Origin of the sequence: Yoonia sp. (assembly GCF_965660735.1) — a bacterium.
Lineage (GTDB): Bacteria > Pseudomonadota > Alphaproteobacteria > Rhodobacterales > Rhodobacteraceae > Yoonia.
On sequence record NZ_CBFIBD010000044.1, the window covers coordinates 1 to 22,132 of the forward strand.

Consider the following 22,132-nt stretch of genomic DNA (forward strand, 5'->3'; position numbering starts at 1 on the left):
GCAACAGGCCCGTGCCGTGACAGTGCGGACACATCTGCGTTGTCGCCTCGAGCATACCGGGGCGCAGACGCTGACGCGACATTTCCATCAGGCCAAAGCCGGAAATCCGGCCCACCTGAATCCGTGCACGGTCGGTTTTCAGCTTGTCCTTGAACCGCTTTTCAACGGCGGCGTTATTCTTGCGTTCGTCCATGTCGATAAAGTCGATCACGATCAGACCGGCCAGATCGCGCAGGCGTAACTGGCGGGCCACCTCATCGGCGGCTTCCAGGTTGGTTTTCAGCGCCGTCTGTTCGATCGACCCTTCCTTGGTCGCCCGGCCAGAGTTCACGTCAATCGCCACAAGCGCCTCTGTGATGCCAATCACGATATAGCCGCCCGATGGCAGTTGCACCGTGGGGTTGAACATGCCGCCCAGATAGCCCTCGACCTGATAACGGGCGAAAAGCGGCAGCTGTTCGGCGTAGTATTTCACGTTCTTTGCGTGGGACGGCATGATCATTTTCATGAAGTCCTTGGCAGTGCGGTACCCTGCCTCGCCTGCGACGATCACCTCGTCGATGTCCTTGGAATAAAGATCGCGGATCGACCGTTTGATCAGGTCGCCCTCCTCATAGATCTTGGCAGGCGCGATGGATTTCAGCGTCAGTTCGCGGATCTGTTCCCACATCCGTTGCAGGTATTCGTAATCGCGCTTGATCTCTGCCTTGGTGCGCTGCGACCCGGCGGTGCGAATGATCAGGCCAGCCCCCTCGGGCACCGTCATGGATCCTGCAATTTCCTTGAGCTTCTTGCGGTCGGCCACATTGGTGATCTTGCGGCTGATGCCGCCGCCCCGTGCGGTGTTGGGCATCAACACGCAATAGCGCCCGGCCAACGACAGATAGGTCGTCAGCGCGGCACCCTTGTTGCCGCGTTCCTCTTTCACCACCTGCACCAGCAGGATCTGACGGACCTTGATGACCTCTTGTATCTTGTAACGCTTGGGGCGCGGCTTGCGCACTGGGCGCACCTCGTCGGTATCGTCTTCGTCAGCGACACTTTCGATGCTGTCGTCTTTGGTGCGCGCATCAATCTGGGCGTGGTCGTCGTCATCGTCCTCGCCAGCTGCGGGGGTTTCCACAGGCGTGTCGCGGACCAGCTCCATCGGCGAGCTGCCCTCTTCGGCATCGCCAAGGTCGATGGTTTCCATGCCCGCGATATCACCGGATGTGTCTTCTTCGGATGTTTCGACATCCGCTGTCGCGACTGCATCCTGCCCCTCTGCGGCGGCAGGTTTCGTGCGCGTGCGCGATCGGCTCCGGCGCGGTTTCGGCTCTTCTTCCTTGTCTTCTTCGGCCTTCAGACTTTCGACATAGGCTTTTTCCTCGGCGATCAGCGCCTCGCGGTCCGCGACCGGGATTTGATAATAATCGGGGTGGATCTCCGAGAAGGCAAGGAAACCATGGCGGTTACCGCCATAATCCACAAACGCCGCCTGTAGCGATGGTTCGACCCGTGTTACCTTTGCAAGGTAGATATTTCCAGCAAGCTGGCGTTTGAACTGGCTTTCAAAATCAAATTCTTCGACCTTGTTGCCGTCTACGACCACGACGCGGGTTTCTTCCGCATGTGTCGCATCTATAAGCATTTTCTTTGGCATTTTTTCCGTTCGCACATAACACAACCCCCGTCCCAGGGGGCGCGGCGGATCGTGCTATATGTCTGATTAAGGCGATCTGCGCGCGGGCAGAAACAGGACCCCCCGGGGCCGCTGCATCATTGCCTCTGACTTGCGCGCGTTGCATCGCGTTTCTTCTCCGACCCCGAAACACTGCCGGGGCCCGTTCAAGGCCCGGTCCGCACAAAACACGCGCGGCCAAGGGCGTTCTTCTGGCCTTTCGACCAAATCAGCTGCCGGAACCTGGCGGGGTTTTCACCCCTCACCTTTCACAGCAGAGAATTCTCCCGGGCGGCACCGTGCAACCTTCGCACGAACACCCGTCCTATCTACATAAGGGACGAAGGGCACCTTGCACAAGTGGCGTCGTGCAAGCCCCGACATTTCGCGGTGGTCGTCACAGATAATCAGATCGCTGAAGGCCATACTTGGCCATTTTCTCGTTCAGCGTCCGGCGTGGCAGGCAAAGTTCCTCCATTACCGAGACAATCGAGCCTTTATGCCGCCGCATCGTATTGTCGATCAGCATCCGCTCGAATGCCTCTACAAATTCCTTCAGCGGTTTACCCTCGGTCGTCATCGCAGGTTTCATATCGTCTGCGTCTGACATCAAAAGCGATGCGATCGACCCAGACCCGCGGCGGTTCTGCAAGACGGCCCGTTCGGCCACGTTGATCAGTTGGCGCACATTGCCCGGCCATGGCGCCTGCAACAACTGGGCCGCTTCCTGTGCGCTGACCTCTGGGGCATCGCAGCCGTATTCATCGGCAAACTGATCGGAAAGACCGGTGAACAGGGTCAGGATATCTTCACCGCGCTGGCGCAGGGGCGGCACGGTAATGCGCAGGGCTGCCAGACGGTAGAACAAATCAGGGCGCAGAACGCTTTCACAGGTCTTGTCCTGTTCCTGCAGGTTACAAATCGCGACGATACGGGTTTCGGCAGGTGTGCCCTGTTCGTTGATCGCCGTCAGCAGTCTGGCCTGCAACGCCCCGCTGAGCGCTTCGATATCTTCCAGCACAAGCGTGCCACCGCGCGCCTCTTCGATCGCCGGGATCGGTTCGTCATCATGGGCGGGGCCAAAGATGCGCCGCGTCAGTGTGTCTTCGTCAAAGGCCGAACAGCTCAGAAGCACAAATTTCCGGTTCGCCCGTGCGCCCACGGCATGCAGGGCGTGCGCCACCAGCGTCTTGCCGGTGCCTGTCTCGCCTTCGATCAACACATGGCCATCGGCCTGCCCCAGATCAAGAATATCCTCTTTCAGGCGCTCCATCGGCCCGGACTGCCCGATCAGTTTCTTGATCAGGGCCGAGCCGTCGGACAATTCGCGCCGCAAGGCGCGGTTGTCCAGCGTCAGCCGGCGGGCCTGCGTAGCCTTTTTGGCCAGTTCGGTCATGCGATCAGGGTTGAACGGCTTTTCCAGAAAATCGAACGCGCCGACACGCATCGCCTCGACCGCCATTGGCACATCACCGTGGCCCGTAATCATGATGACAGGCAAAGAGCTGTCCACACCCTTGAGCTTTCTGAGAAACTGCATGCCGTCCATGCCGGGCATCTTGATGTCGCTGACCACGATGCCGGGGTATTCACTTCCCAGACCTTTCAGCGCGTCTTCTGCCGAGGCGAATGTCTCGGTGTCGAAACCGGACAAGGCCAGCCACTGGCTGATCGACTGGCGCATGTCCTTTTCATCGTCGACAATTGCAATTTTCATGGCTTTGCTCATCTTTTGCGTCCTTATTCCGCCGCGACGACATCCTGTTCGAGGCGCGGCAACTGCACTTCGAAAATCGCGCCGCCATCTGCTGCATTATGCGCGGTCAGGCGGCCGCCCAATTCGTTGACGATCCCCGATGAGATGGCAAGCCCGAGCCCCACACCGTCACCGGGTTGTTTTGTGGTGTAGAACGGCTCGAACAGATCGTCGAGATTGTCGATTCCGTCGCCATTGTCGCGCACCTGAAGCGTGACCGTATCACCGGCGGCCAACAGGATCTCAATCGTCGGATCATCACGCCCCTGCGTGGCGTCCAACGCGTTGCGCAACAGGTTGATGATGACCTGTTCCAACCGCAGCCGATCACCCAGGATCATCACAGGCTCATTTGGCAGGGTGCGGATCATATTGACTGCGCGGGTTTTGAGTTGTGGTTCCATCATGGCCAGCGCGGATGACACCGCAGCCCTTGTATCCACAGGTTCAAATGAATCCGCGCCCTTGCGGGCATATGATTTCAACTGCCGTGTGATGGCACCCATTCGTTCCAGCAAATCGTCGATCCGCTGAAAGGATGACAATGCCTCTTCAGGGCGCTGGCGCTGCAACAGCAGCCGCGCACCCGCCAGATAGGTTTTCATCGCCGCCAGCGGCTGGTTCAGTTCATGGCTGACCGCCGCCGACATCTCCCCCAAAGCCGCCAGTTTGGATGATTGCGCGATGGTCTGCTCGGCCACTTGCAGGGTCTTTTCGACCTTTTCACGTTCGGCAATTTCCCGCTGCAGGCGTTGGTTCAGTGCGCGCAATTCCGCTGACTCACGCTGGAACAACACCAGCCTTGACGCCGTCCGCCGCGACGAAAACCAGAAAAGCCCGGCCATGATGATGGCGAATCCCATCAGTTCAATCGCCAGCACGCCATTTACCCGCTCGCGGACCGATGCGTAGGTGGTAAATGTCACCATCCGCCATCCTTGATGCGGCACCCGGGCCTCGCGGCGCAACACGGCCTCTCCGCGCAGGTAGGCATCGGCCGGTAAGGTCGTCCAACCCTGCGTCGCCTGCAACGCACGTTCAATCGCAGAGGGGGCCGATTGGCGTTGCAGTGCCTCGGCTTCCTGCAGGCCACGCCAGCGCGGTTCGGTGGACATGATGATTGTCCCTTCGCTGTCGGTGACGATCACCGCATCAGACACCCCTGCCCAGCCACGCTCGAGGCGCGCAACGTCTACTTCCACCGTAATCACCCCGACCATCTGACCGGCTGATTCTATCCGGCGGGCATAGACCAGATCATAGGCCCCGGTTTCCTTGAGGTAGGTTGTATAGACTGTCCGGCTATTGCGCTGCGCATTGACAAAGAAAGGCGCTGCACGATGGTTTTCGCCCAACCTGCTCCTGTCCGTCGCAGCAACCGTACGGCCATCACGGTCCAGCAGCATCAGCGATGCGGCGCCAATTTCGTCAACAAACGACAGAAGGCGCACAGTAGAAAGCGAATAATCCTTGCTATCCAATGCCTTGATCAGCTCCGGGTCACGGGCCAAAAGCTGCGGAACCACCGAGTTGCGTTGCAGTTCGCTCATCAGGTTTGTGACGTAAAGCGCCAACCGCACCTCGGATCGGTTGCGGATCGTTTCGGTGAAACGCTGGGTCAGAAATTGATTGCTGACGTAAATGACAACGACCGCAAGGGCACAGATCAGGACAATGGACAGGCGCAGATACCATCTGTCCCGCACCTGGCGACCTTTTTTATGGTGTGCAGCTTTCATTGACGCAGTTTATGCGCACCCCCACGGCCCAGCAAGCACACAGACATCAGGTCAGCGCCAATTGGCCCACCAAACTGGTGAACAACGCCTGCCCGAGCGTGCTGCCGTGACCAAGGTCGACTGCCCGTTCGGGATGGGGCATCATCCCCAGCACCCGGCGGTTCTCCGATAGCACGCCTGCGATGTTCGCGACCGACCCGTTAGGGTTGGTGACATATCGAAACGCGACCCGATCATTGCCTTCCAAACGCGACAGCATGTCTGGATCGACGGTGTAGTTGCCATCGTGATGCGCCACAGGCAGGCCGATCACATCGTCCGCATGATACCCCGAGGTAAATGCGCTATCAGAGGTTTCAACAGTCAAATCCACGGTCTTGCAAATGAACTTGAGGTTGGCGTTGCGCATCAGCGCGCCGGGCAACAGGCCGGTTTCGGTCAATACCTGGAACCCGTTGCAGACCCCCAGCACATAACCGCCGCGTTCGGCGTGCGCCACGACGGCACGGCAGATCGGCGACTGCGCCGCAATGGCCCCGCAACGCAGATAATCACCAAACGAAAACCCGCCCGGGATCGCAACCAGATCGACATTATCGGGCAGCGTCGCATCCTTGTGCCAGACCATCTGCACATCAGCACCGGCAGCGCGCAGCGCCACGGCCATGTCACGGTCGCAGTTCGAACCGGGAAATACGATGACTGCGGCCCGCATCAGAGCACCTCGATCCGGTAGCTTTCGATCACCGTGTTCGCCAGCAGCTTTTCACACATGTCCCTTACGGTGTCCTCGGTCGTGCCATCGGCCAGATCAAGTTCGATGACCTTGCCCTGCCGCACGCCGTTCACCCCCTCGAAACCAAGACTGCCAAGCGCATGGCGCACTGCCTCGCCCTGCGGGTCAAGCACACCGGTCTTGAGCATTACATAAACGCGAGCTTTCATGTCAGCGCCTCTTTCATCATCATCTTGCCAAAAATACTCAGAAACGACGGTCAGTTGATGAGCGTCGGCTTGGGACGGTGGGTCACGTTGGACGGCAGCACACCCAGACGGCGGGCAACCTCTGTATAGGCATCCGCCAGATTGCCCAGATCGCGGCGGAACACATCCTTGTCCAGCTTCTGGCCGGTTTCCACATCCCAAAGACGGCAGCTGTCAGGGCTGATTTCATCAGCCAGCAACAGGCGGGGAAATTCATTATCCCAGACACGCCCAACCTCGATCTTGAAATCGATCAGCTTGATACCGACGCCATACATGACACCCGACATCCAGTCATTCACCCGCAGTGCAAGGCTGACGATATCATCCATGTCCTGCTGCGTGGCCCAGCCAAACGCAATGATATATTCCTCGGGGACCAGCGGATCGCCCAAGGCGTCGTCCTTGTAGGAAAATTCGACGATGGGGCGCGGCAGCGGCGTACCTTCGTCCATGCCCAGTCGCTTGGCCATGCTGCCGGCGGCAAAGTTGCGCACGATAACCTCAAGCGGGATGATCTCGACCTGCCTGATCAGTTGTTCGCGCATGTTAAGACGCCGAATGAAATGCGTGGGAATACCGATCTGGCCCAGACCGGTCATGAAAAACTCCGACAAACGGTTGTTCAGCACCCCCTTGCCTTCGATCACGGCTCTCTTTTCGGCGTTGTAGGCTGTGGCGTCATCCTTGAAATACTGCACAAGGGTGCCGGGCTCCGGACCTTCGTAAAGGATCTTTGCCTTGCCTTCGTAAATCTTCTTGCGGCGTGCCATGCTCACCTCTTGATTGCCTGCGCACACCCGCCCCGGGCCGCGTCATGTGCGCGTCATAGTGCAAGCCCCCCTTGCGGGCAAGCACCTGCACGGGCATATCATACCCTGATCAATCAAATCACGAGGGTCCGGACATGAACACATTCAAAGATCGCGAAAATGCATTCGAATCAAAATTCGCCCATGATGCCGAAATGCAGTTCCGCGCCGAGGCGCGCCGCAACAAGTTGTTGGGCCTTTGGGCCGCCGAACTGATGGGCAAGACCGGTGATGATGCGACAGCATATGCCGCCGAGGTGATCAAGGCCGACATGGCAGAACCCGGCGACGAAGATGTCTATCGCAAGGTCGCCGCCGATCTGGGAACGCTGGCGGACGAAAAGACAATTCGCGAACAGATGATCGCCCTGATGGCCCGGGCCAAGTCGCAACTGCTTGAAGAAAGCTGAGCCGCGACACGGGCCGGGCTACCTGGCGGTTTACGGATCTCATCTTGATGCGCTGTTATCCTGTATCATAACAGGATAAAGGCATCCGTAACGTATTGCCCGGGCCACGCGCCGGTCTTGCAACTTGAGTTCGCGGTCAATTGTGGCGCGCGAACAGCACTTACCTTCACGGTGGAACGACATCATGACCAACGCACTTTCCAAACTGCTTGAAACCCGTGACTGGCTGCTGGCCGATGGCGCGACGGGAACGAACCTGTTTAACATGGGGCTGATGTCGGGTGATGCGCCCGAGATGTGGAACATCGACGAAACCGCAAAAATTACACAGCTTTACAAGGGCGCCGTTGACGCAGGCAGCGATATTTTCCTGACCAACAGCTTTGGTGCCAACGCATCGCGGCTGAAACTGCACGGTGCCGAAGGCCGTGTGTTCGAATTGAACAAGGCTGCCGCCGAAATCGGCCGCAATGTCGCCGATACAGCCGGGCGACCGGTTGTCGTGGCGGGATCGGTCGGCCCGACAGGTGAAATCATGTCCCCCATGGGCAGCCTGACCCACGAACGCGCCGTGGAAATGTTTCACGAACAGGCCGAAGGACTGAAAGCCGGAGGCGCGGATGTGCTCTGGGTTGAAACGATCAGCGCAGCCGAAGAATTCCGTGCCGCCGCCGAGGCATTCGCGCTGGCAGACATGCCATGGTGCGGCACCATGAGCTTTGACACCGCGGGCCGGACGATGATGGGGCTGACCAGTGCCGATATGGTCAAAATGGTGGGCAAGTTGGACCCGCAGCCGTTGGCCTTTGGCGCCAACTGCGGTGTTGGCGCATCCGATCTGCTGCGCACCGTGCTGGGCTTTGCCGCCGCAGGGCCGACCGTGCCGATCATCGCCAAGGGAAATGCGGGCATCCCGAAATATCACGACGGGCACATCCATTATGACGGCACCCCTGCCCTGATGGCAGATTATGCGGTCCTGGCCCGTGATTGCGGCGCGACGATCATTGGCGGCTGCTGCGGCACCACGCCCGCACATCTGGTGGCCATGCGCGAAGCACTTGAAACGCGCCAAAAGGGCGATCGCCCCACGCTAGAGAAAATCACCGAAGCGCTGGGCGGATTTTCATCCGCCTCGGATGGCACCGACGGCGCCGGACCAGAGGCAGCACCCCGCCGTGGGCGTCGCCGCAAAGCGTAATCTTGGGCAGAGGGGGCGCTGCCCCCGCCGCGTGCCGCGGCTCCCCCGCGGTATTTTCAAACAGAAGAAGGCCATTAACGGTTTTCTAACCAAACCCTGCGATCGTGATCCTGCGGTACAGGCTGAGGAGCCGATGACCGTAACTGGAGAAGGTTCTCGCGCACGGCTACCGTGTCGCGGGGCCCGATCTTCTTCTGTTTCCAAATACCTCCGCCGGAGGCTCCGACATTTCGGCTTGCGTCAGGGCAGCTGGCGTGTGCGACAATCAAAACAATGACATTTGATCACCTGACTGCGGCGGTCGCTTGAAAAGATCCGAACGCAGAGGCGGTAAACTGCGATCCAGCCCCAGTTTCCGGGTCGCCAGCCTGAACCGCTGATGGATCAAGCTGGCCCATTCCCCCTGCCCCGTCATCCGCCTGCCAAACTCTGAATCGTAATCGCGCCCGCCGTGAAGTTCCCGCACCCGGCCCATTACGCGTGCAGCGCGGTCGGGGTAACAGTCAGCCAGCCAGTCCCGAAAGAGACCTGCCACTTCGCGTGGCAGGCGCAACGCAATGGCAGACGCTGCAACCGCACCGACATCACTTGCGGCGGCCAGGATGGCCTCAAGCTCGTGATCGGTCAGGGCGGGCACGACAGGCGAGACCATCACCCGCACCGGTATTCCTGCCTCCGTCAAATGGCGGATCGTGCGTAACCGCGCCTTGGGCAATGGTACACGCGGTTCCATCGCCCGCGATGTCCTGGGGTCCAGCGTCGTGACGGAAATGCCCACACGGACCAGCCCTTTGGCCGCCATGGGCGCCAGAATATCCACATCGCGTTCGATCAGCGTGCCCTTGGTGACGACAGCCACGGGATGGTTGAAATCCGACAGTACCTGCAACACCTGCCGCATGAACCCGCGATCCCGTTCAATAGGCTGGTAAGCGTCGGTGTTTGTGCCGATGGCAATCGTGGCCGGCACATAGCGCGGATGGGACAGTTCCTTGCGCAACTGTTCGGCGGCATTGGGCCGTGCGATCAACCGCGTTTCGAAATCCAGCCCCGGCGACAGCCCCAGAAACGCATGGCTGGGCCGCGCGAAACAGTAGATGCAGCCATGTTCGCAACCGCGATATGGGTTGATCGACCGATCAAAAGACAGGTCAGGAGATGAATTGCGCGTAATGATCCTGCGTGCATCTTCCTCGGTGACCTGGGTGCGCAGCACGGGTAATTCACCGCCCTGGTCCCAGCCTTCGTCAACCGCCGTCACCTGATAGCGGTCAAACCGCACATGGGGGTTTGATGTCGCCGCGCGGCCCGGCGTGCGATGATTTGATTTTGTCAGGTCGCATGTCATACGGCATCATGGAACAAAACATGAATATCGGCAAGCGTGCGTCGGTGCCGATCGTGCGAATGTCGCAAATCTCTGGCTGGCCAAACCGTGAATGCAGCATTAGGTAGACAGCAAAATCCTAGAGGTGCCAAATGTCCGACCAAGAAGATGACATCATTCTGTCCGAACTGAACGACGAGGATCTTGTCGCGCAGATGTTTGACGACCTTTATGATGGCATGAAGGAAGAGATCGAAGAAGGCGTGAACATCCTGATCGCGCGTGGCTGGGCCCCCTACCGGGTGCTGACAGAAGCCCTGGTTGGCGGCATGACGATCGTTGGTCACGACTTCCGCGATGGCATCCTGTTCGTCCCAGAGGTGTTGCTGGCCGCGAATGCGATGAAAGGCGGCATGAAAATTCTGAAACCCCTGCTGATTGCAACAGGTGCGCCCCGTATGGGCAAGATGGTGATTGGCACCGTCAAGGGCGACATCCACGACATCGGCAAGAACCTTGTCGCGATGATGATGGAGGGCGCTGGTTTCGAGGTGGTCGATCTGGGGATCAACAACGCGGTCGAGGCTTATGTCGAAGCTCTGGAAACCGAGCAGCCGGACATTCTGGGCATGTCCGCCCTGCTGACGACAACCATGCCGTATATGAAGGTCGTCATCGATACGATGATCGAAAAAGGCATGCGCGATGATTATATCGTGTTGGTCGGCGGCGCCCCCTTGAACGAGGAATTTGGCCGTGCGATCGGGGCAGATGCCTATTGCCGCGATGCCGCCGTTGCCGTGGAAACCGCCAAGACCCTTGTCGCGCGCAAGCATAATCAGGGCTCAGCACACGCCTGATCCCCTTTTTATTTGCGGTTGGTCCCCTCATATTGATCTCAAAGGAGAGGTCCATGCCTTTAGACAAACTGGTTCTTATCATTGTGAGTGTGGTCGCTGCAGCGGCGGCTACGGTTTGGCTTGCCACTGCCCTGATCGCCAGCACGCAATTTGCGCCGGTGGCCGGTCTTGCCGTGCTAAGCGTCGTGGCCCTGTGTGCCTATGTCGCGTGGCGGGTAATTTCCGAGCGGATCAACAACAAGGACGACGATCACTATGACCGTTTCGAAAACTGATATGCTGATCTGCACAACCGACAGCGTGCCGGGCCGTGATGTGCTGCAAACCTTCGGGCTGGTGCGCGGTGCGACGGTGCGGGCCAAGCATATCGGCACCGATATCGTCGCCGGGCTGCGCAATTTGGTTGGCGGGGAAATGACGGGCTATTCTTCGCTGTTGGCAGGTGCGCGCGAACAGGCGCTGGACCGCATGAAGGAAGAAGCGCAACGTATGGGGGCCAATGCGATTATCGGCGTTCGCATGGAAACCTCCGCGATCATGAATGGCGCGTCCGAAATCGTGGCCTACGGCACCGCGGTGCGCCTGTCGTGACGACGGATGCGACCCTGACAGTCACGGGGCTTGCGCCCAAGGGTGTCGGGTCGGTGCTGTTGATTGCCTGCGGGGCATTGGCGCGGGAAATCCTCGCGCTGAGGGCGGCGAATGGCTGGAACCATCTGGATCTGCAGTGCCTGCCCGCCATTCTGCACAATCATCCCGAACGGATCGTCCCTGCGGTGCGAGAGGCTGTCGCAAAACACCGTGATGCCTACGACCGCATTTTTGTGGTTTATGCCGATTGCGGCACGGGCGGGCAGTTGCAGGCCGCCTGCGCGGACATGGGGGTTGAAATGGTCCGCGGCCCGCATTGTTATGCGTTTTTCGAAGGCGTGGATACCTTTGCCGCCCGCGATGAGATCACCGCATTTTACCTGACTGATTTTCTGGTGCGCCAGTTCGATGCCTTTGTGTGGGAACCGCTGGGGCTGGACCGTCACCCCGACCTGCGGGATATGTATTTCGGCAATTATGAAAAGCTGGTCTATCAGGCACAGACCGAAGACCCATCCCTGACGGCCAAGGCGCGGGCCTGTGCCGCGCGCCTTGGTCTGACGTTCGAGCGGCGGTTTACCGGGTATGGCGATCTGCAGATGGCCTTGGCCGTGGTTTAGGCCGCCGCCGCGGTTTCCCTGATCCGTTCTACCATGGCACGCAGCCCATTGGATCGCTGCGCCGACAGATGGTCATTCAGGCCCAGACGCCCCAGTTCGGCAGGCGCATCGATCGCCCCGATCTGATCAACGGGCTGTTTGTCGTAAAGTGCCCGCAGCACCGCAATCAGGCCGTTCACGATCATCGCATCGCTGGCACCACGAAAGGTAAAAATTCCATCATCAACCTGTGGGACCAGCCAGACCTGGCTGGCGCAGCCATCAACCTTGGTGGCTGGCACGCGCAACGCGTCCTCTAATGGGTCCATCGCCCGCCCCATGTCGATGACATGGCGATAACGGTCTTCCCAATCGTCAAGGAATTCAAACGTTTCAACGAGTTCTTCAAAGTCGGGATTTGCCATTTTCGCGCCTCTTGTTGCCTTTATCACCTAGGGTCGCCGGGTGGGTTCGTCCAGATCACAGCGCAACAGTGACGACTTTTTGTCCTTTGACCGCCAGCCCCACCTTGCCTTCGCACAATTGCAGCGCGTCATTGCCGAACACCTCGCGGCGCCACCCTTTCAGGGCGGGGACATCGCGCTCACCTGCGGCCAGTGCATCCAGATCGGCAGATGTTGCAATCAGCTTCTGCGCAACACCTTCGTTGTCGGTCTTGGCCTTGAGCAGGACACGCAGCATATCGGCCAATGCTGGGTTCACCTGAATGGCGACGCGCGATTTGTCGGGCTTGGGCAGGTCGGCATTGTCCACGGCCAGACCAGCCTTGATGCTGTCCAGAATACCTTGGGCAACGTCCCCTTTGCGGGCCTCGCGCAGCAACAGCCGCGACCGGCCCAGATCTTGCTCGTTTTGCGGTTTCGTCGAGGCCAGTTCGACCAGCGCATCATCCTTGAACACGCGACTGCGTGGAATATTGCGTTGCTGCGCATAGGTTTCCCGAAACCGGGCCAGTTCGCGCACGATCGCAAGAAAACGGCCCGACTGCGTCCGGGTCTTGACGCGCTGCCACGCGGTATCGGGATCGGCCTGATAGGTGGCGGGATCCTTCAAGACCGCCATTTCCTCGGCCACCCATTTCTTGCGACCAGATTTATCCAGCCGGTCAGACAGGTATTCATAGATGTCGCGCAAATGCGTCACATCGGCCAGCGCATAGGTTGCCTGTGCATCGGTCAGCGGACGCCGCGACCAATCGGTAAAACGCGATGATTTATCCAGATCGGCCTTGGCGATCTTGCGCACAAGCGTTTCATAGCCGACCTGCTCGCCAAAACCGCAAACCATCGCGGCGACCTGGGTATCGAACAACGGTGCCGGAATAACGCCCGCATCAACGTAGAAAATCTCCAGGTCCTGACGGGCGGCGTGAAATACCTTGACGACACCTGCATCACGAAAAAGATCATAAAGCGGTTCCAGCGACAGCCCCTCGGCGAGCGGATCGACCAGCGCCGCGTCTTCGCCCGCGTCATCGCGATAAGCCAGCTGCACAAGGCAAAGTTTCGAATAATAGGTGCGTTCGCGCAGAAATTCCGTATCAACCGTCACATAAGGGCGTTTGGCAGCTTCGGCGCAGAACGCGGCCAGCGCGTCCGTCGTTGTAATCTTTTTCATTCTTCGTCCGTCACTCGTTTCAGGAGCTACTGTTATGCGATCAGCCCCGCGAATGAAAGCCGGGTGCGTTTCATTTCGCGGACAGTGAGACAGGGGTGCGGTCACCCGCCGCATAACGGCGCAACACAGCAGGGTAAAGCGCATGTTCCAGAGGCAAAAGACGCGCGGCAAGTGTGTCAGGCGTATCATCAGGGCCGATGTCCAGCCGCGCCTGCCCAAGGACCGGCCCACCATCCAGTTCCGCTGTGACCTCGTGCACGGTGCAGCCATGTTCGCGGTCACCGGCCTCTAACGCACGGGCGTGGGTATGCAGCCCTTTGTATTTTGGCAAAAGCGATGGGTGGATGTTCAGCATCCTGCCCGCCCACCGGGCCGTGAATTCTGGCGTCAATATCCGCATAAAGCCGGCAAGGCAGATGATATCGGGCCGCGCGTCTGCCAGCACCTTTTGCAGGGCGGCTTCAAATGCGGCGCGATCGCGCCCGAATGGCCGGTGATCGACGACCGCTGTCGGCACTCCCAGCGCCTGCGCCTTGTCCAACCCACCTGCCTTCGGGTCGTTGGATACCACCAACACAGGCCGCGCGGGATGATCGCCGGTCATGGATTTGACCAGAGAAACCATATTCGACCCGCCGCCCGAAATCAGGATGGCGACCCGTTTGGTCACAGCAACTGGCCTGTGTAGGACACGCCACTGCCGGCCGTGACATGGCCCAGCGTGTGAACGGTTTCGCCCGCATCCGTCAGCAGCGCGGTCAGGTCAGCCGCGCGATCAGCATCGACCGCGATCACCATGCCAATGCCTGCGTTGAAGGTTTTCAGCAGTTCGGCCTGGGCCATGCCGCCATTTTCAGCCAGCCAGCGAAAGACGGGTGGCAATGCCCAGGCGTTCAGGTCGATCTGCGCGCCCATGTCCTGGGGCAGAACGCGCGGCAGGTTTTCGGTCAGCCCGCCGCCGGTAATATGCGCCAGCGCATGCACGCCCCCCGCCCGCACCGCCGCAAGTGCAGGTTTGACATAAAGCCGCGTCGGCGCCAGCAGCGCGCCGCCCAGGCTTTCATCCGCAAAAGGGGCCGCATCGGACCATGCCAGACCTGACAGGTCCACAATCCGGCGCACCAGCGAATACCCGTTGGAATGCACCCCGTCAGATGCCAGCCCCAGCAGCACATCCCCCACCGCAACACCCGCAGGCAGATCGGACCCGCGTTCCATTGCACCAACCGCAAAACCCGCCAAGTCGAAATCGCCGTCATGATACATGCCCGGCATTTCTGCTGTTTCGCCGCCGATCAGCGCGCAACCCGACGCGGCGCAACCTGCCGCGACCCCTTCGATGATGCGGGTGGCCTGATCCAGTTCCAGCTTGCCGGTGGCAAAGTAATCAAGAAAAAACAGCGGTTCCGCGCCCTGGCACACCAGATCGTTGACGCACATCGCCACAAGGTCGATCCCGATGGTATCGACGTTGCCGGTATCAATCGCGATCCGCAGCTTGGTGCCGACACCGTCGGTCGCGGCCACAAGGATCGGGTCTGTGTATCCCGCGCCCTTGAGATCGAACAGCGCGCCGAAACCGCCCAACCCCGCCATGACACCGGAACGTGCGGTGCGCTTTGCGGCCGGTTTGATCCGCTCTACAAGCGTGTTGCCCGCGTCAATGTCTACGCCCGCGTCCGCATAGGTGAGCCCGTTTTTCGTCATGATGACACCCCGTCTGTCAGTTGCCGATGCGATAGCGGATGCCAAGGGTCTGCGCAACGGCTTGAACTTCCGCAAGATCGTTTTTTCGACGGATCATTCAGGGTTTGTTAACACTTTGAAGGGCATTGAGGAGATGAGATGAAAGCGCCCTCCTCATGTTCTTTCATTCTCGCTGGTCTTGGGGCGGCCGGCGTTTGGCTATCTGTATATGGCCCGCGCCGCCGCTTCCTCGGTCAACTCCGGCATCGGGTCCGAACTGCCCAGTGGGCCGTTGACAACTGCACATCATAGGCCGACCATTGGTGACGTCATTCGCGGCGGGAAACCAATGTTCGAAAAGCTGACGACGCTTTATCACAGTTTCTTTGGAGCGCAGCAGTTGCTTGCGCCACAGTATCTGTTGCTGTGGTTCCTGTTGGCCTGGGGAATATTCTTGTGGCGAAGGGAAACCGGCAGCTTTCTATCGTGGTTAATGCCACGGGCGATCTGGCGGCACCGCTCTACCACATTGGACATCCAGCTCTTTGTTATCGGCCGTTTGATGAGCTTCTTCGGTATATTGTCCAAATTTGTGGCGATCCCGGCGGTTGCAGCCATAGTTGCTGCGCAGCTCCCCGGTGCGGCATTGGGCAATGCGCCGCTTTCTCCACTTATGTTGGCGTTCATTTTTTGGCTGGCCAGTGAATTTGCCGTCTACTGGGTGCATCGGGCCTATCACACGACAAGGTCAATCTGGCCATTGCATGCTGTCCACCACAGCGCATCCGTTCTGACCCCGCTGACGACCTATCGCCAGCACCCTTTCGGCCTTATCGTCAGCGCCAGCATGCAATCGGTGATCATCGGCACGCTGCTTGGTGTGCTGGTCGGGGTTTTCGACGATACTGCCAGTTTTGCCAAGATCGCCGGGGCAAATGCTTTTATCGTGCTCGGGAATGCGACAATCGCCAATTTTCACCACAGCCATATCTGGATCAGTTTTGGGCCCGTGCTGGAACGAATCTTTATTTCGCCCGCGCAACACCACATCCACCACAGCACGGATCCCGCCCATTACAACAAGAATTTCGGCAACATGCTCGCGATATGGGATTGGATGTTTGGCACGCTTTACGTGACAAAGGCGCAGGAAAACATCACCTTTGGCCTGAATGACCAAGCCGATGCGCCCTTGATGACGCATCGGCTTGGTTCTGTGCTGTGGGATCCGATACGCCGCATGTTCAGCATACCGGCGCGCCGCCCCTAGAAACCGGCGTTGTCGTCTGCGTCGTCTGATTTGATATCCAGACTGTTGTCGTTGCGCGTGGCAAGCATGCCGCTGCCAGTCGCAACAACGACCGCCACCAACGCCAGCAAGATGAACGCCGCATTGCCATCGCTTGACGATTCGGCTTTAAACTCACCGGCCTGCGCCGCAACAGCGGACGCGACGGTAATGCAAAAGCCCAAGAAAATCGATTTCATTTTGTCCCTCCTTACCTAACGTAAATAGAGTGTAAATCATCACAGGAACATTGAAAGACATTTTTCGACAACTTGACGGCCTTGCCCTGTCTGCTAAAGCGGTTGGACGGGGGGCCTGTAGCTCAATTGGTTAGAGCAGAGCGCTCATAACGCTTTGGTTGGGGGTTCGAGTCCCTCCGGGCCTACCATATTTTTCAGTGACTTGGCTGAAATCCCCGCATGCCGTAAGAAGGTTTGACGCCGCATCCGGCGCAAAGTCTCGCAAAGGCACAAAATATTTCAGCACATCACGGCAGGTCGATCCTTTTGGTCGGTTCAAAGCGGATACCTTGCGTCAACACGGCAGAACCAGGTCACACAGCCGGCTATGAGACTGAATAAACTGACAGTTGCGCAGATCGTTTTCGGTGACCTTGATCCGCGCATCTTCGTCGGAATAGCCTTCGCCAACCCACCGCGCGACCAGGCGGCCCTCAAGTTCCTTGTTCGACGCTTCAATCCAGATCGTGCTTGTCCAGAATTTTGCCAGCCGGTGCCAGGGATCGGCGGTCAGGACAAGGTAATTCCCTTCGAAAATAACGAACTCGACATCTTCAGGCAGGACCGCCGCACCGGCAATTGCAATGTCGCGATGGCGATCAAAAACCGGATAGACGACATCCTGCTGGCCAGTCGCAATGCGCTGGACGAGATGGCAGAAACCTGTCGCATCAAATGTCTCGGCTGCGCCTTTCCGGTCCAATAGTCCACGGCCCTTCAAGAGTGCATTATCAAGGTGAAACCCATCCATCGGCACGACAGCTGATGTGCGGCCACGTGCCTGCAAAAGATGATCAAGGTGTCCGGCGATCGTGGACTTTCCGGAACCGGGCGGACCCGCGATTGCAATCAGCTTGCGCCCGCCGGGTAACTGCAGGACATGGTCAAGCGCCTTTTGGGCAAGTCTGTCAGGCGGCAATGTCATCGGGGCTCATTGCGCCGGTCATCAATGCGACGGCATCGGACATCGACACGTCGGACGGGTTGACCACGCACAGGCGTTTGCCAAGGCGGTGGATATGGATCCGGTCAGCCAGTTCAAACACATGGGGCATGTTATGGCTGATCAGGATGATCGGGATGCCGCGTGATTTGACGTCCTGGATCAGCTCCAGAACCTTACCGCTTTCTTTCACGCCCAGGGCGGCGGTGGGTTCGTCAAGGATAATGACTTTTGATCCAAACGCGGCAGCGCGCGCCACCGCGACACCCTGCCGTTGGCCACCTGACAAGGTCTCGACCGCCTGATTGATATTCTGGATGGTCATCAACCCCAATTCACTGAGCTTTTCACGGGCAAGACGCTGCATCTTGGGTTTGTCGAGCATCCGCAGATACTTTCCTGCAAATCCCGGCCGGCGGATTTCGCGCCCCATGAACATATTGTCTGCAATCGACAATGCAGGGCTCATTGCGAGTTGCTGATAAACCGTTTCGATGCCGGCCTTCCGCGCCTCGTTCGGTGAACTGAAAGACACCTTTTTTCCCTCGAGCCAAACCTCGCCTTCATCGGGGATTGTTGCACCGGATACAGCCTTTATCAGACTGGACTTGCCCGCGCCGTTGTCCCCGATCACCGCCAGAATTTCACCCGGCATCAGGTCAAAATCACAGCGATCAATTGCCGTGACGCGCCCATAGCGTTTGACCAGATTGCGCGCCCTGAGAATGGGTTCTGTCATGCCGATGCCCTCCGGATCCATTGGTCAACGCCGACGGCTGCAATAATCAGCACCCCGATCAGCAGATTGGTCCATTGCGGGTCTGCACCTGCAAGCCGCAGCCCCAACGTAAACACGCCCACGATCAGCGCGCCGAACAACGCGCCAAGGATTGATCCCCGACCGCCGAACAGGGAAATACCGCCGATCACCACCGCTGTGATGCTTTCGATATTGGAAAGCTGACCAGAGGTTGGTGAGACTGATCCGATGCGCCCGATCAGTGCCCAGCCCGCAAAGGCACAGATGATACCGGCAAGAACATAGACCGAAATCAGTGTCGCCCTTACGTTTACACCAGACAGTTCTGCGGCTTCCGGGTCGTCACCGACTGCATATACATGTCTGCCCCATGCCGTCGCGCGCAGCACATAGGCCAGCAGGAGCGCAAGCAGGATCATGAAGATCACGCCGTAGGTGAAAATCGCGCCGCCAATCTCGAGCCGTTCGCCAAAGAACTGAAGGATAGCGGCCTCGCTCTCGATGTCCTGGCTTCTGATGGTTTCATTGCGAGAGTACAGAAAATTGGTCGCCAGAACGATCTGCCACATGCCCAAGGTCACGATAAACGGGGGCAATTTGGCGATTGCGACAAGACAGCCAGAGATAAAGCCGCATAGCGCGCCACATAGAATACCGCAGACGATCGCAAGCTCTGGCGGAAGGCCATACCGGAATGTGAATTGCCCCATCACGACCGACGACAGCACCATGACCGCCCCGACAGACAGATCAATACCGGCCGTCAGAATGACAAGGGATTGCGCCAGGGCAACGATGCCCACGATCTGGACCTGTTGCAGGATAAGTGTCAGGGCAAAAGGAGACAAAAACCGTTCGCCCAGAAGCACGGCAAAGACGACTACCGCCGTCAGCAGCACCAGCAAGGGCACAAGTGAAGGTGTCACATGCAGCGTGTGTTGAACGCGACTGACAAAGGTCCGTGACCCGCTGCCGAAATCTGCCACCGCCTCTGCCTTGCGCGCCGCACTCTCATAACTGTCGGACATGATGCTCTCCACTCGCAGGATAGATCTGCCCGACATGTCGGGCAGATCTGTTTCAGTGCCTTATGGGTATATCAGCCCCAGCAAAGCTCCAAGCCTTCGGCAGATGTGATCGACGGCACACCATCGACGGGCGCATCCGTGATCAGCGCAACACCAGTGTTGAAGAAGTCGAGGCCCGCCGAGTTCTCGGGCAGACTGCCATCAGTCGCATAGCTGACGATCGCGTCCATACCCAAGCGCGCCATGTCCAGCGGATACTGTTGTGCCGTTGCGCCGATGACCCCTTCTGCCACATTCGTGACCCCCGGACAGCCGCCGTCAACAGATACGATCAGCACGTCATTTTCGCGGCCAATCGAACGCAACGCCTCGTAGGCGCCTGCGGCGGCTGGTTCGTTGATCGTGTAGACCACATTGATCATCGGATCCTGCGCAAGCAGGCTCTCCATACCCGTGCGGCCACCCTCTTCGGCGCCATTGGATACGTCGTGCCCAACGATGCGCGGATCATCTTCATCGCCCCAGCGGGACGGATCGCCCAGGTCAATCCCGAATCCCTGAAGGAAACCCTGATTGCGCAACACACCGACACTCGGCTGGCTGACGTTGATATTCAGCAAGCCGATCTTGGCGTCGGCCGCCGCATCACCCAACTGCCCGGCAGCCCAGGCGCCAATCAATCGACCGGCCTCAAAGTTGTCGGTTGCAAAAGTTGCGTCAGCTGCATCAGCAGGGTCAAGCGGTGTATCAAGCGCAATGACAAGCAACCCCGCCTCGCGGGCCTGCTCGACCGCCGACGTGATTGACGATGTATCCGACGCAGTCAAAAGGATACCCGACGCACCCGATGCAATGCAGGTTTCAATCGCGGCCACCTGCGTTTCGTGGTCACCATCGAACTGGCCTGCAAATGTCATCAGCTCGACACCAAGCTCTTCAGCAGCGGCTGTCGCACCTTCGCGCATTTTAACGAAAAACGGGTTGGTATCCGTTTTTGTAATCAGGCATGCCGATACATCACCATGGCCGGCCGCAAAGGCAGCACCACTGCTTGCAACAGCGATTGCACCGCCCAAAAGTGCAGTTTTTGTCGATTTGAACATGTTTTCCTCCCATGAACCCAGTTTTATCTTCCTCACAAGACCCAAAGGTGAAGTGTTTTGGCGGCCAAGTCAATAACTAACTTCCAGAGAGTTATTTATTGTGCTAGGGTATAAAGTACACACATATCAGAGGTATCACAGCGTATGGAACGCAGTCTGGATTCGCAATCGAACGAAGATCAGGGCACCGCAATCGGGCTTGGCACCAATCAGGGTGGTATGCGCGAACATAACGAACGTGTTGTCCTGACCTTGCTGCGGCGCCATGCGAATTTGGCCAAAGCAGATATCGCGCGGCGCACCGGCCTGTCGGCCCAGACCGTCGCCCGTCTGATCGGATCACTCGAGGGTGACGGCCTGATCATACGCGGAACACCGTCACGCGGGCGCATCGGACAACCGTCGGTGCCCTTGTCACTTGACCCTACGGGGGTTGTCTTTCTGGGGATGAAGGTCGGTCGCCGCTCGGTTGAGATGGTCGCCGTCGATTTTCTGGGAAAGATCATTGATCGCGAAAAGCAGATCTATGACTATCCCGACTTTGACCAGGTTCTACAGTTTGCCAAATCCTCTTCGGCGGCACTCCGCCGCCGGCTGTCGCCGCATCTGAAATCAAGGATCGCAGGCCTTGGTATTGCAATGCCCTTTTTCTTGTGGAACTGGGCCGCGCATCTGGGCGTTGACGCGGGGCTGATGGCAAATTGGGAACATCGCAACCTTCAGTCAGAGGTGGCCAAGGAACTTGGCATACCGGTCTTTCTGCAAAATGATGCCACCTCGACCTGCAGCGCCGAAATGGTTTTTGGCGCAAGGCCACTGCCAGCCAACGCGCTTTGCTTTTTCATTGCTTTTTTCGTCGGGGGTGGTCTGGCGCTTGGCAACTCGCTTTATACCGGATCAAGCGGCAACGCCGCAGGCTTTGGCCCGCTGCGCGTTCCCGACCTCAACGGGGTCTCGCGCCCATTGATTGAACTTGCGTCTTTGGCAACCCTTGAAAACACCCTGCTACAGAACGGATTTGATCCGCGTCAAATGTGGATTGATCCCGAAAACTGGGACCTGCCCGCAGACCTGATCGCCGAATGGAGCGAGCAATGCGCACACGCGCTTGCGCATGCCATTCAATCCGTCCAGGCAATCCTAGACCTAGAGCTTGTTCTCCTCGATGGCTGGATCCCGCGTGCGCTTTGTAAAAACCTGACGGAACGCGTTGCGACCATCCTTGCGGACCTTGACATGACAGGCATGCATCGCCCTGTCATTGCGACAGGAACACTGGGCGCCGACGCACGCGTTCTGGGCGCCGCCAGCCTTCCGCTCAGTCATCGTTTTCTTGTGCAATAGGTATCAGTGCGTCAAAGCTGTGGTCAGACGGACCCATCAAGCCTCGGCCGCTATGTCATTCAAATATGACCCCAATTGCACGGCCCATTCCCGCGACGAACGAAAGTATGATGGGATGGAAAGCCATGGGCGCAAAACCGATTTCGCCAAGTATTTCGAAATAA

At 58.5% G+C, this 22,132-nt stretch carries 24 protein-coding genes and 1 tRNA gene; 9 read left to right on the top strand and 16 right to left on the bottom strand.

Going from position 1 to position 22,132, the window contains the following annotated elements; translation table 11 throughout:
• From ACTG4B_RS13435 to purC, 6 genes are all read right to left on the bottom strand, one after another.
• Nucleotides 1–1,642 (bottom strand): Rne/Rng family ribonuclease (locus tag ACTG4B_RS13435; protein ID WP_439156215.1); only part of this gene is annotated, 1,642 nt, incomplete at its 3' end.
• A 415-nt stretch (nt 1,643–2,057) separates the two neighbouring features.
• A complete protein-coding gene (locus tag ACTG4B_RS13440; RefSeq protein WP_439156216.1) occupies nt 2,058–3,389 on the bottom strand; it encodes a sigma-54-dependent transcriptional regulator in 1,332 nt (443 codons plus the stop codon).
• An 11-nt stretch (nt 3,390–3,400) separates the two neighbouring features.
• On the bottom strand, nt 3,401–5,155 hold the full coding sequence (locus ACTG4B_RS13445) for a sensor histidine kinase (protein ID WP_439156217.1): 1,755 nt from the start codon (nt 5,153–5,155) through the stop codon (nt 3,401–3,403).
• A 46-nt stretch (nt 5,156–5,201) separates the two neighbouring features.
• Nucleotides 5,202–5,870: a phosphoribosylformylglycinamidine synthase subunit PurQ gene (purQ, locus tag ACTG4B_RS13450; protein WP_439156218.1), complete on the bottom strand. Its 669-nt coding sequence runs from the start codon at nt 5,868–5,870 to the stop codon at nt 5,202–5,204.
• On the bottom strand, nt 5,870–6,100 hold the full coding sequence (purS, locus tag ACTG4B_RS13455) for a phosphoribosylformylglycinamidine synthase subunit PurS (RefSeq protein WP_439156219.1): 231 nt from the start codon (nt 6,098–6,100) through the stop codon (nt 5,870–5,872). Before purS ends, purQ begins: the two co-directional genes overlap by 1 nt.
• Nucleotides 6,101–6,150: 50 nt before the next feature.
• Entirely contained in the window at nt 6,151–6,912 is a 762-nt protein-coding gene (gene purC, locus ACTG4B_RS13460) for a phosphoribosylaminoimidazolesuccinocarboxamide synthase (RefSeq protein ID WP_439156220.1), read from the bottom strand.
• A gap of 134 nt (nt 6,913–7,046) precedes the next feature.
• Here purC and ACTG4B_RS13465 point away from each other — a divergent pair, with 134 nt between their 5' ends.
• Together ACTG4B_RS13465 and bmt are read left to right on the top strand one after the other, a co-directional pair.
• Entirely contained in the window at nt 7,047–7,361 is a 315-nt protein-coding gene (locus ACTG4B_RS13465; RefSeq protein WP_439156221.1) for a DUF1476 domain-containing protein, read from the top strand.
• Nucleotides 7,362–7,545: 184 nt separating this feature from the next.
• Complete coding sequence (bmt, locus tag ACTG4B_RS13470) at nt 7,546–8,562, top strand: betaine--homocysteine S-methyltransferase (protein WP_439156222.1); 1,017 nt, start codon at nt 7,546–7,548, stop codon at nt 8,560–8,562.
• Between the two features lie 265 nt (nt 8,563–8,827).
• Here the strand turns inward: bmt and ACTG4B_RS13475 are convergent, their stop codons facing one another.
• Complete coding sequence (locus tag ACTG4B_RS13475; protein WP_439156223.1) at nt 8,828–9,910, bottom strand: PA0069 family radical SAM protein; 1,083 nt, start codon at nt 9,908–9,910, stop codon at nt 8,828–8,830.
• Between the two features lie 131 nt (nt 9,911–10,041).
• On the opposite strand from ACTG4B_RS13475, the gene ACTG4B_RS13480 reads away from it, so the two are divergent.
• From ACTG4B_RS13480 to ACTG4B_RS13495, 4 genes are read left to right on the top strand one after another with little or no spacing between them, the layout of a single operon-like run.
• The gene (locus tag ACTG4B_RS13480; protein ID WP_439156224.1) at nt 10,042–10,749 is read left to right on the top strand and encodes a corrinoid protein; all 708 of its coding nucleotides are present in this window, start codon (nt 10,042–10,044) and stop codon (nt 10,747–10,749) included.
• Between the two features lie 53 nt (nt 10,750–10,802).
• On the top strand, nt 10,803–11,024 hold the full coding sequence (locus ACTG4B_RS13485; RefSeq protein ID WP_439156225.1) for a hypothetical protein: 222 nt from the start codon (nt 10,803–10,805) through the stop codon (nt 11,022–11,024).
• Nucleotides 11,005–11,340 carry a YbjQ family protein gene (locus tag ACTG4B_RS13490; protein WP_439156226.1) on the top strand — a complete coding sequence of 112 codons (336 nt, stop codon included), beginning with the start codon at nt 11,005–11,007 and terminating at the stop codon, nt 11,338–11,340. The genes ACTG4B_RS13485 and ACTG4B_RS13490 overlap by 20 nt, the downstream gene beginning before the upstream one ends.
• On the top strand, nt 11,337–11,960 hold the full coding sequence (locus tag ACTG4B_RS13495) for a DUF1638 domain-containing protein (protein ID WP_439156227.1): 624 nt from the start codon (nt 11,337–11,339) through the stop codon (nt 11,958–11,960). The genes ACTG4B_RS13490 and ACTG4B_RS13495 overlap by 4 nt, the downstream gene beginning before the upstream one ends.
• Here the strand turns inward: ACTG4B_RS13495 and ACTG4B_RS13500 are convergent.
• The 4 genes from ACTG4B_RS13500 to purM form a co-directional block, all read right to left on the bottom strand.
• Complete coding sequence (locus tag ACTG4B_RS13500; protein ID WP_439156228.1) at nt 11,957–12,364, bottom strand: SufE family protein; 408 nt, start codon at nt 12,362–12,364, stop codon at nt 11,957–11,959. The genes ACTG4B_RS13495 and ACTG4B_RS13500 overlap by 4 nt on opposite strands.
• A 55-nt stretch (nt 12,365–12,419) precedes the next feature.
• The gene (gene rnd, locus ACTG4B_RS13505) at nt 12,420–13,577 is read right to left on the bottom strand and encodes a ribonuclease D (protein ID WP_439156229.1); all 1,158 of its coding nucleotides are present in this window, start codon (nt 13,575–13,577) and stop codon (nt 12,420–12,422) included.
• Nucleotides 13,578–13,647: 70 nt separating this feature from the next.
• Nucleotides 13,648–14,247 (bottom strand): phosphoribosylglycinamide formyltransferase, encoded by a 600-nt coding sequence (gene purN, locus ACTG4B_RS13510; protein ID WP_439156230.1) that lies wholly within the window; start codon nt 14,245–14,247, stop codon nt 13,648–13,650.
• The gene (gene purM / locus ACTG4B_RS13515) at nt 14,244–15,284 is read right to left on the bottom strand and encodes a phosphoribosylformylglycinamidine cyclo-ligase (protein WP_439156231.1); all 1,041 of its coding nucleotides are present in this window, start codon (nt 15,282–15,284) and stop codon (nt 14,244–14,246) included. The genes purN and purM overlap by 4 nt, the downstream gene beginning before the upstream one ends.
• A 208-nt stretch (nt 15,285–15,492) precedes the next feature.
• Here purM and ACTG4B_RS13520 point away from each other — a divergent pair, with 208 nt between their 5' ends.
• The gene (locus ACTG4B_RS13520) at nt 15,493–16,533 is read left to right on the top strand and encodes a sterol desaturase family protein (protein ID WP_439156232.1); all 1,041 of its coding nucleotides are present in this window, start codon (nt 15,493–15,495) and stop codon (nt 16,531–16,533) included.
• On the opposite strand, the gene ACTG4B_RS13525 is transcribed toward ACTG4B_RS13520, so the two are convergent.
• Nucleotides 16,530–16,751, bottom strand: coding sequence for a hypothetical protein (locus ACTG4B_RS13525; RefSeq protein ID WP_439156233.1), 222 nt, complete (start codon nt 16,749–16,751; stop codon nt 16,530–16,532). The two genes, ACTG4B_RS13520 and ACTG4B_RS13525, sit on opposite strands and share 4 nt — an antisense overlap.
• A 111-nt stretch (nt 16,752–16,862) precedes the next feature.
• Between ACTG4B_RS13525 and ACTG4B_RS13530 the strand changes: the two genes are divergently transcribed.
• Nucleotides 16,863–16,939, top strand: a tRNA-Ile gene (locus tag ACTG4B_RS13530).
• A 146-nt stretch (nt 16,940–17,085) separates the two neighbouring features.
• On the opposite strand, the gene ACTG4B_RS13535 is transcribed toward ACTG4B_RS13530, so the two are convergent.
• The 4 genes from ACTG4B_RS13535 to ACTG4B_RS13550 form a co-directional block, all read right to left on the bottom strand.
• Nucleotides 17,086–17,715: a hypothetical protein gene (locus tag ACTG4B_RS13535; protein WP_439156234.1), complete on the bottom strand. Its 630-nt coding sequence runs from the start codon at nt 17,713–17,715 to the stop codon at nt 17,086–17,088.
• Nucleotides 17,699–18,472: an ATP-binding cassette domain-containing protein gene (locus ACTG4B_RS13540; protein WP_439156235.1), complete on the bottom strand. Its 774-nt coding sequence runs from the start codon at nt 18,470–18,472 to the stop codon at nt 17,699–17,701. Before ACTG4B_RS13540 ends, ACTG4B_RS13535 begins: the two co-directional genes overlap by 17 nt.
• The gene (locus ACTG4B_RS13545; protein WP_439156236.1) at nt 18,469–19,521 is read right to left on the bottom strand and encodes an ABC transporter permease; all 1,053 of its coding nucleotides are present in this window, start codon (nt 19,519–19,521) and stop codon (nt 18,469–18,471) included. Before ACTG4B_RS13545 ends, ACTG4B_RS13540 begins: the two co-directional genes overlap by 4 nt.
• 71 nt (nt 19,522–19,592) lie before the next feature.
• Complete coding sequence (locus tag ACTG4B_RS13550) at nt 19,593–20,624, bottom strand: substrate-binding domain-containing protein (protein WP_439156237.1); 1,032 nt, start codon at nt 20,622–20,624, stop codon at nt 19,593–19,595.
• Nucleotides 20,625–20,768: 144 nt separating this feature from the next.
• Between ACTG4B_RS13550 and ACTG4B_RS13555 the strand changes: the two genes are divergently transcribed.
• Nucleotides 20,769–21,968 (top strand): ROK family transcriptional regulator, encoded by a 1,200-nt coding sequence (locus ACTG4B_RS13555; RefSeq protein ID WP_439156238.1) that lies wholly within the window; start codon nt 20,769–20,771, stop codon nt 21,966–21,968.
• The last annotated feature ends 164 nt before the right edge of the window (nt 21,969–22,132 follow it).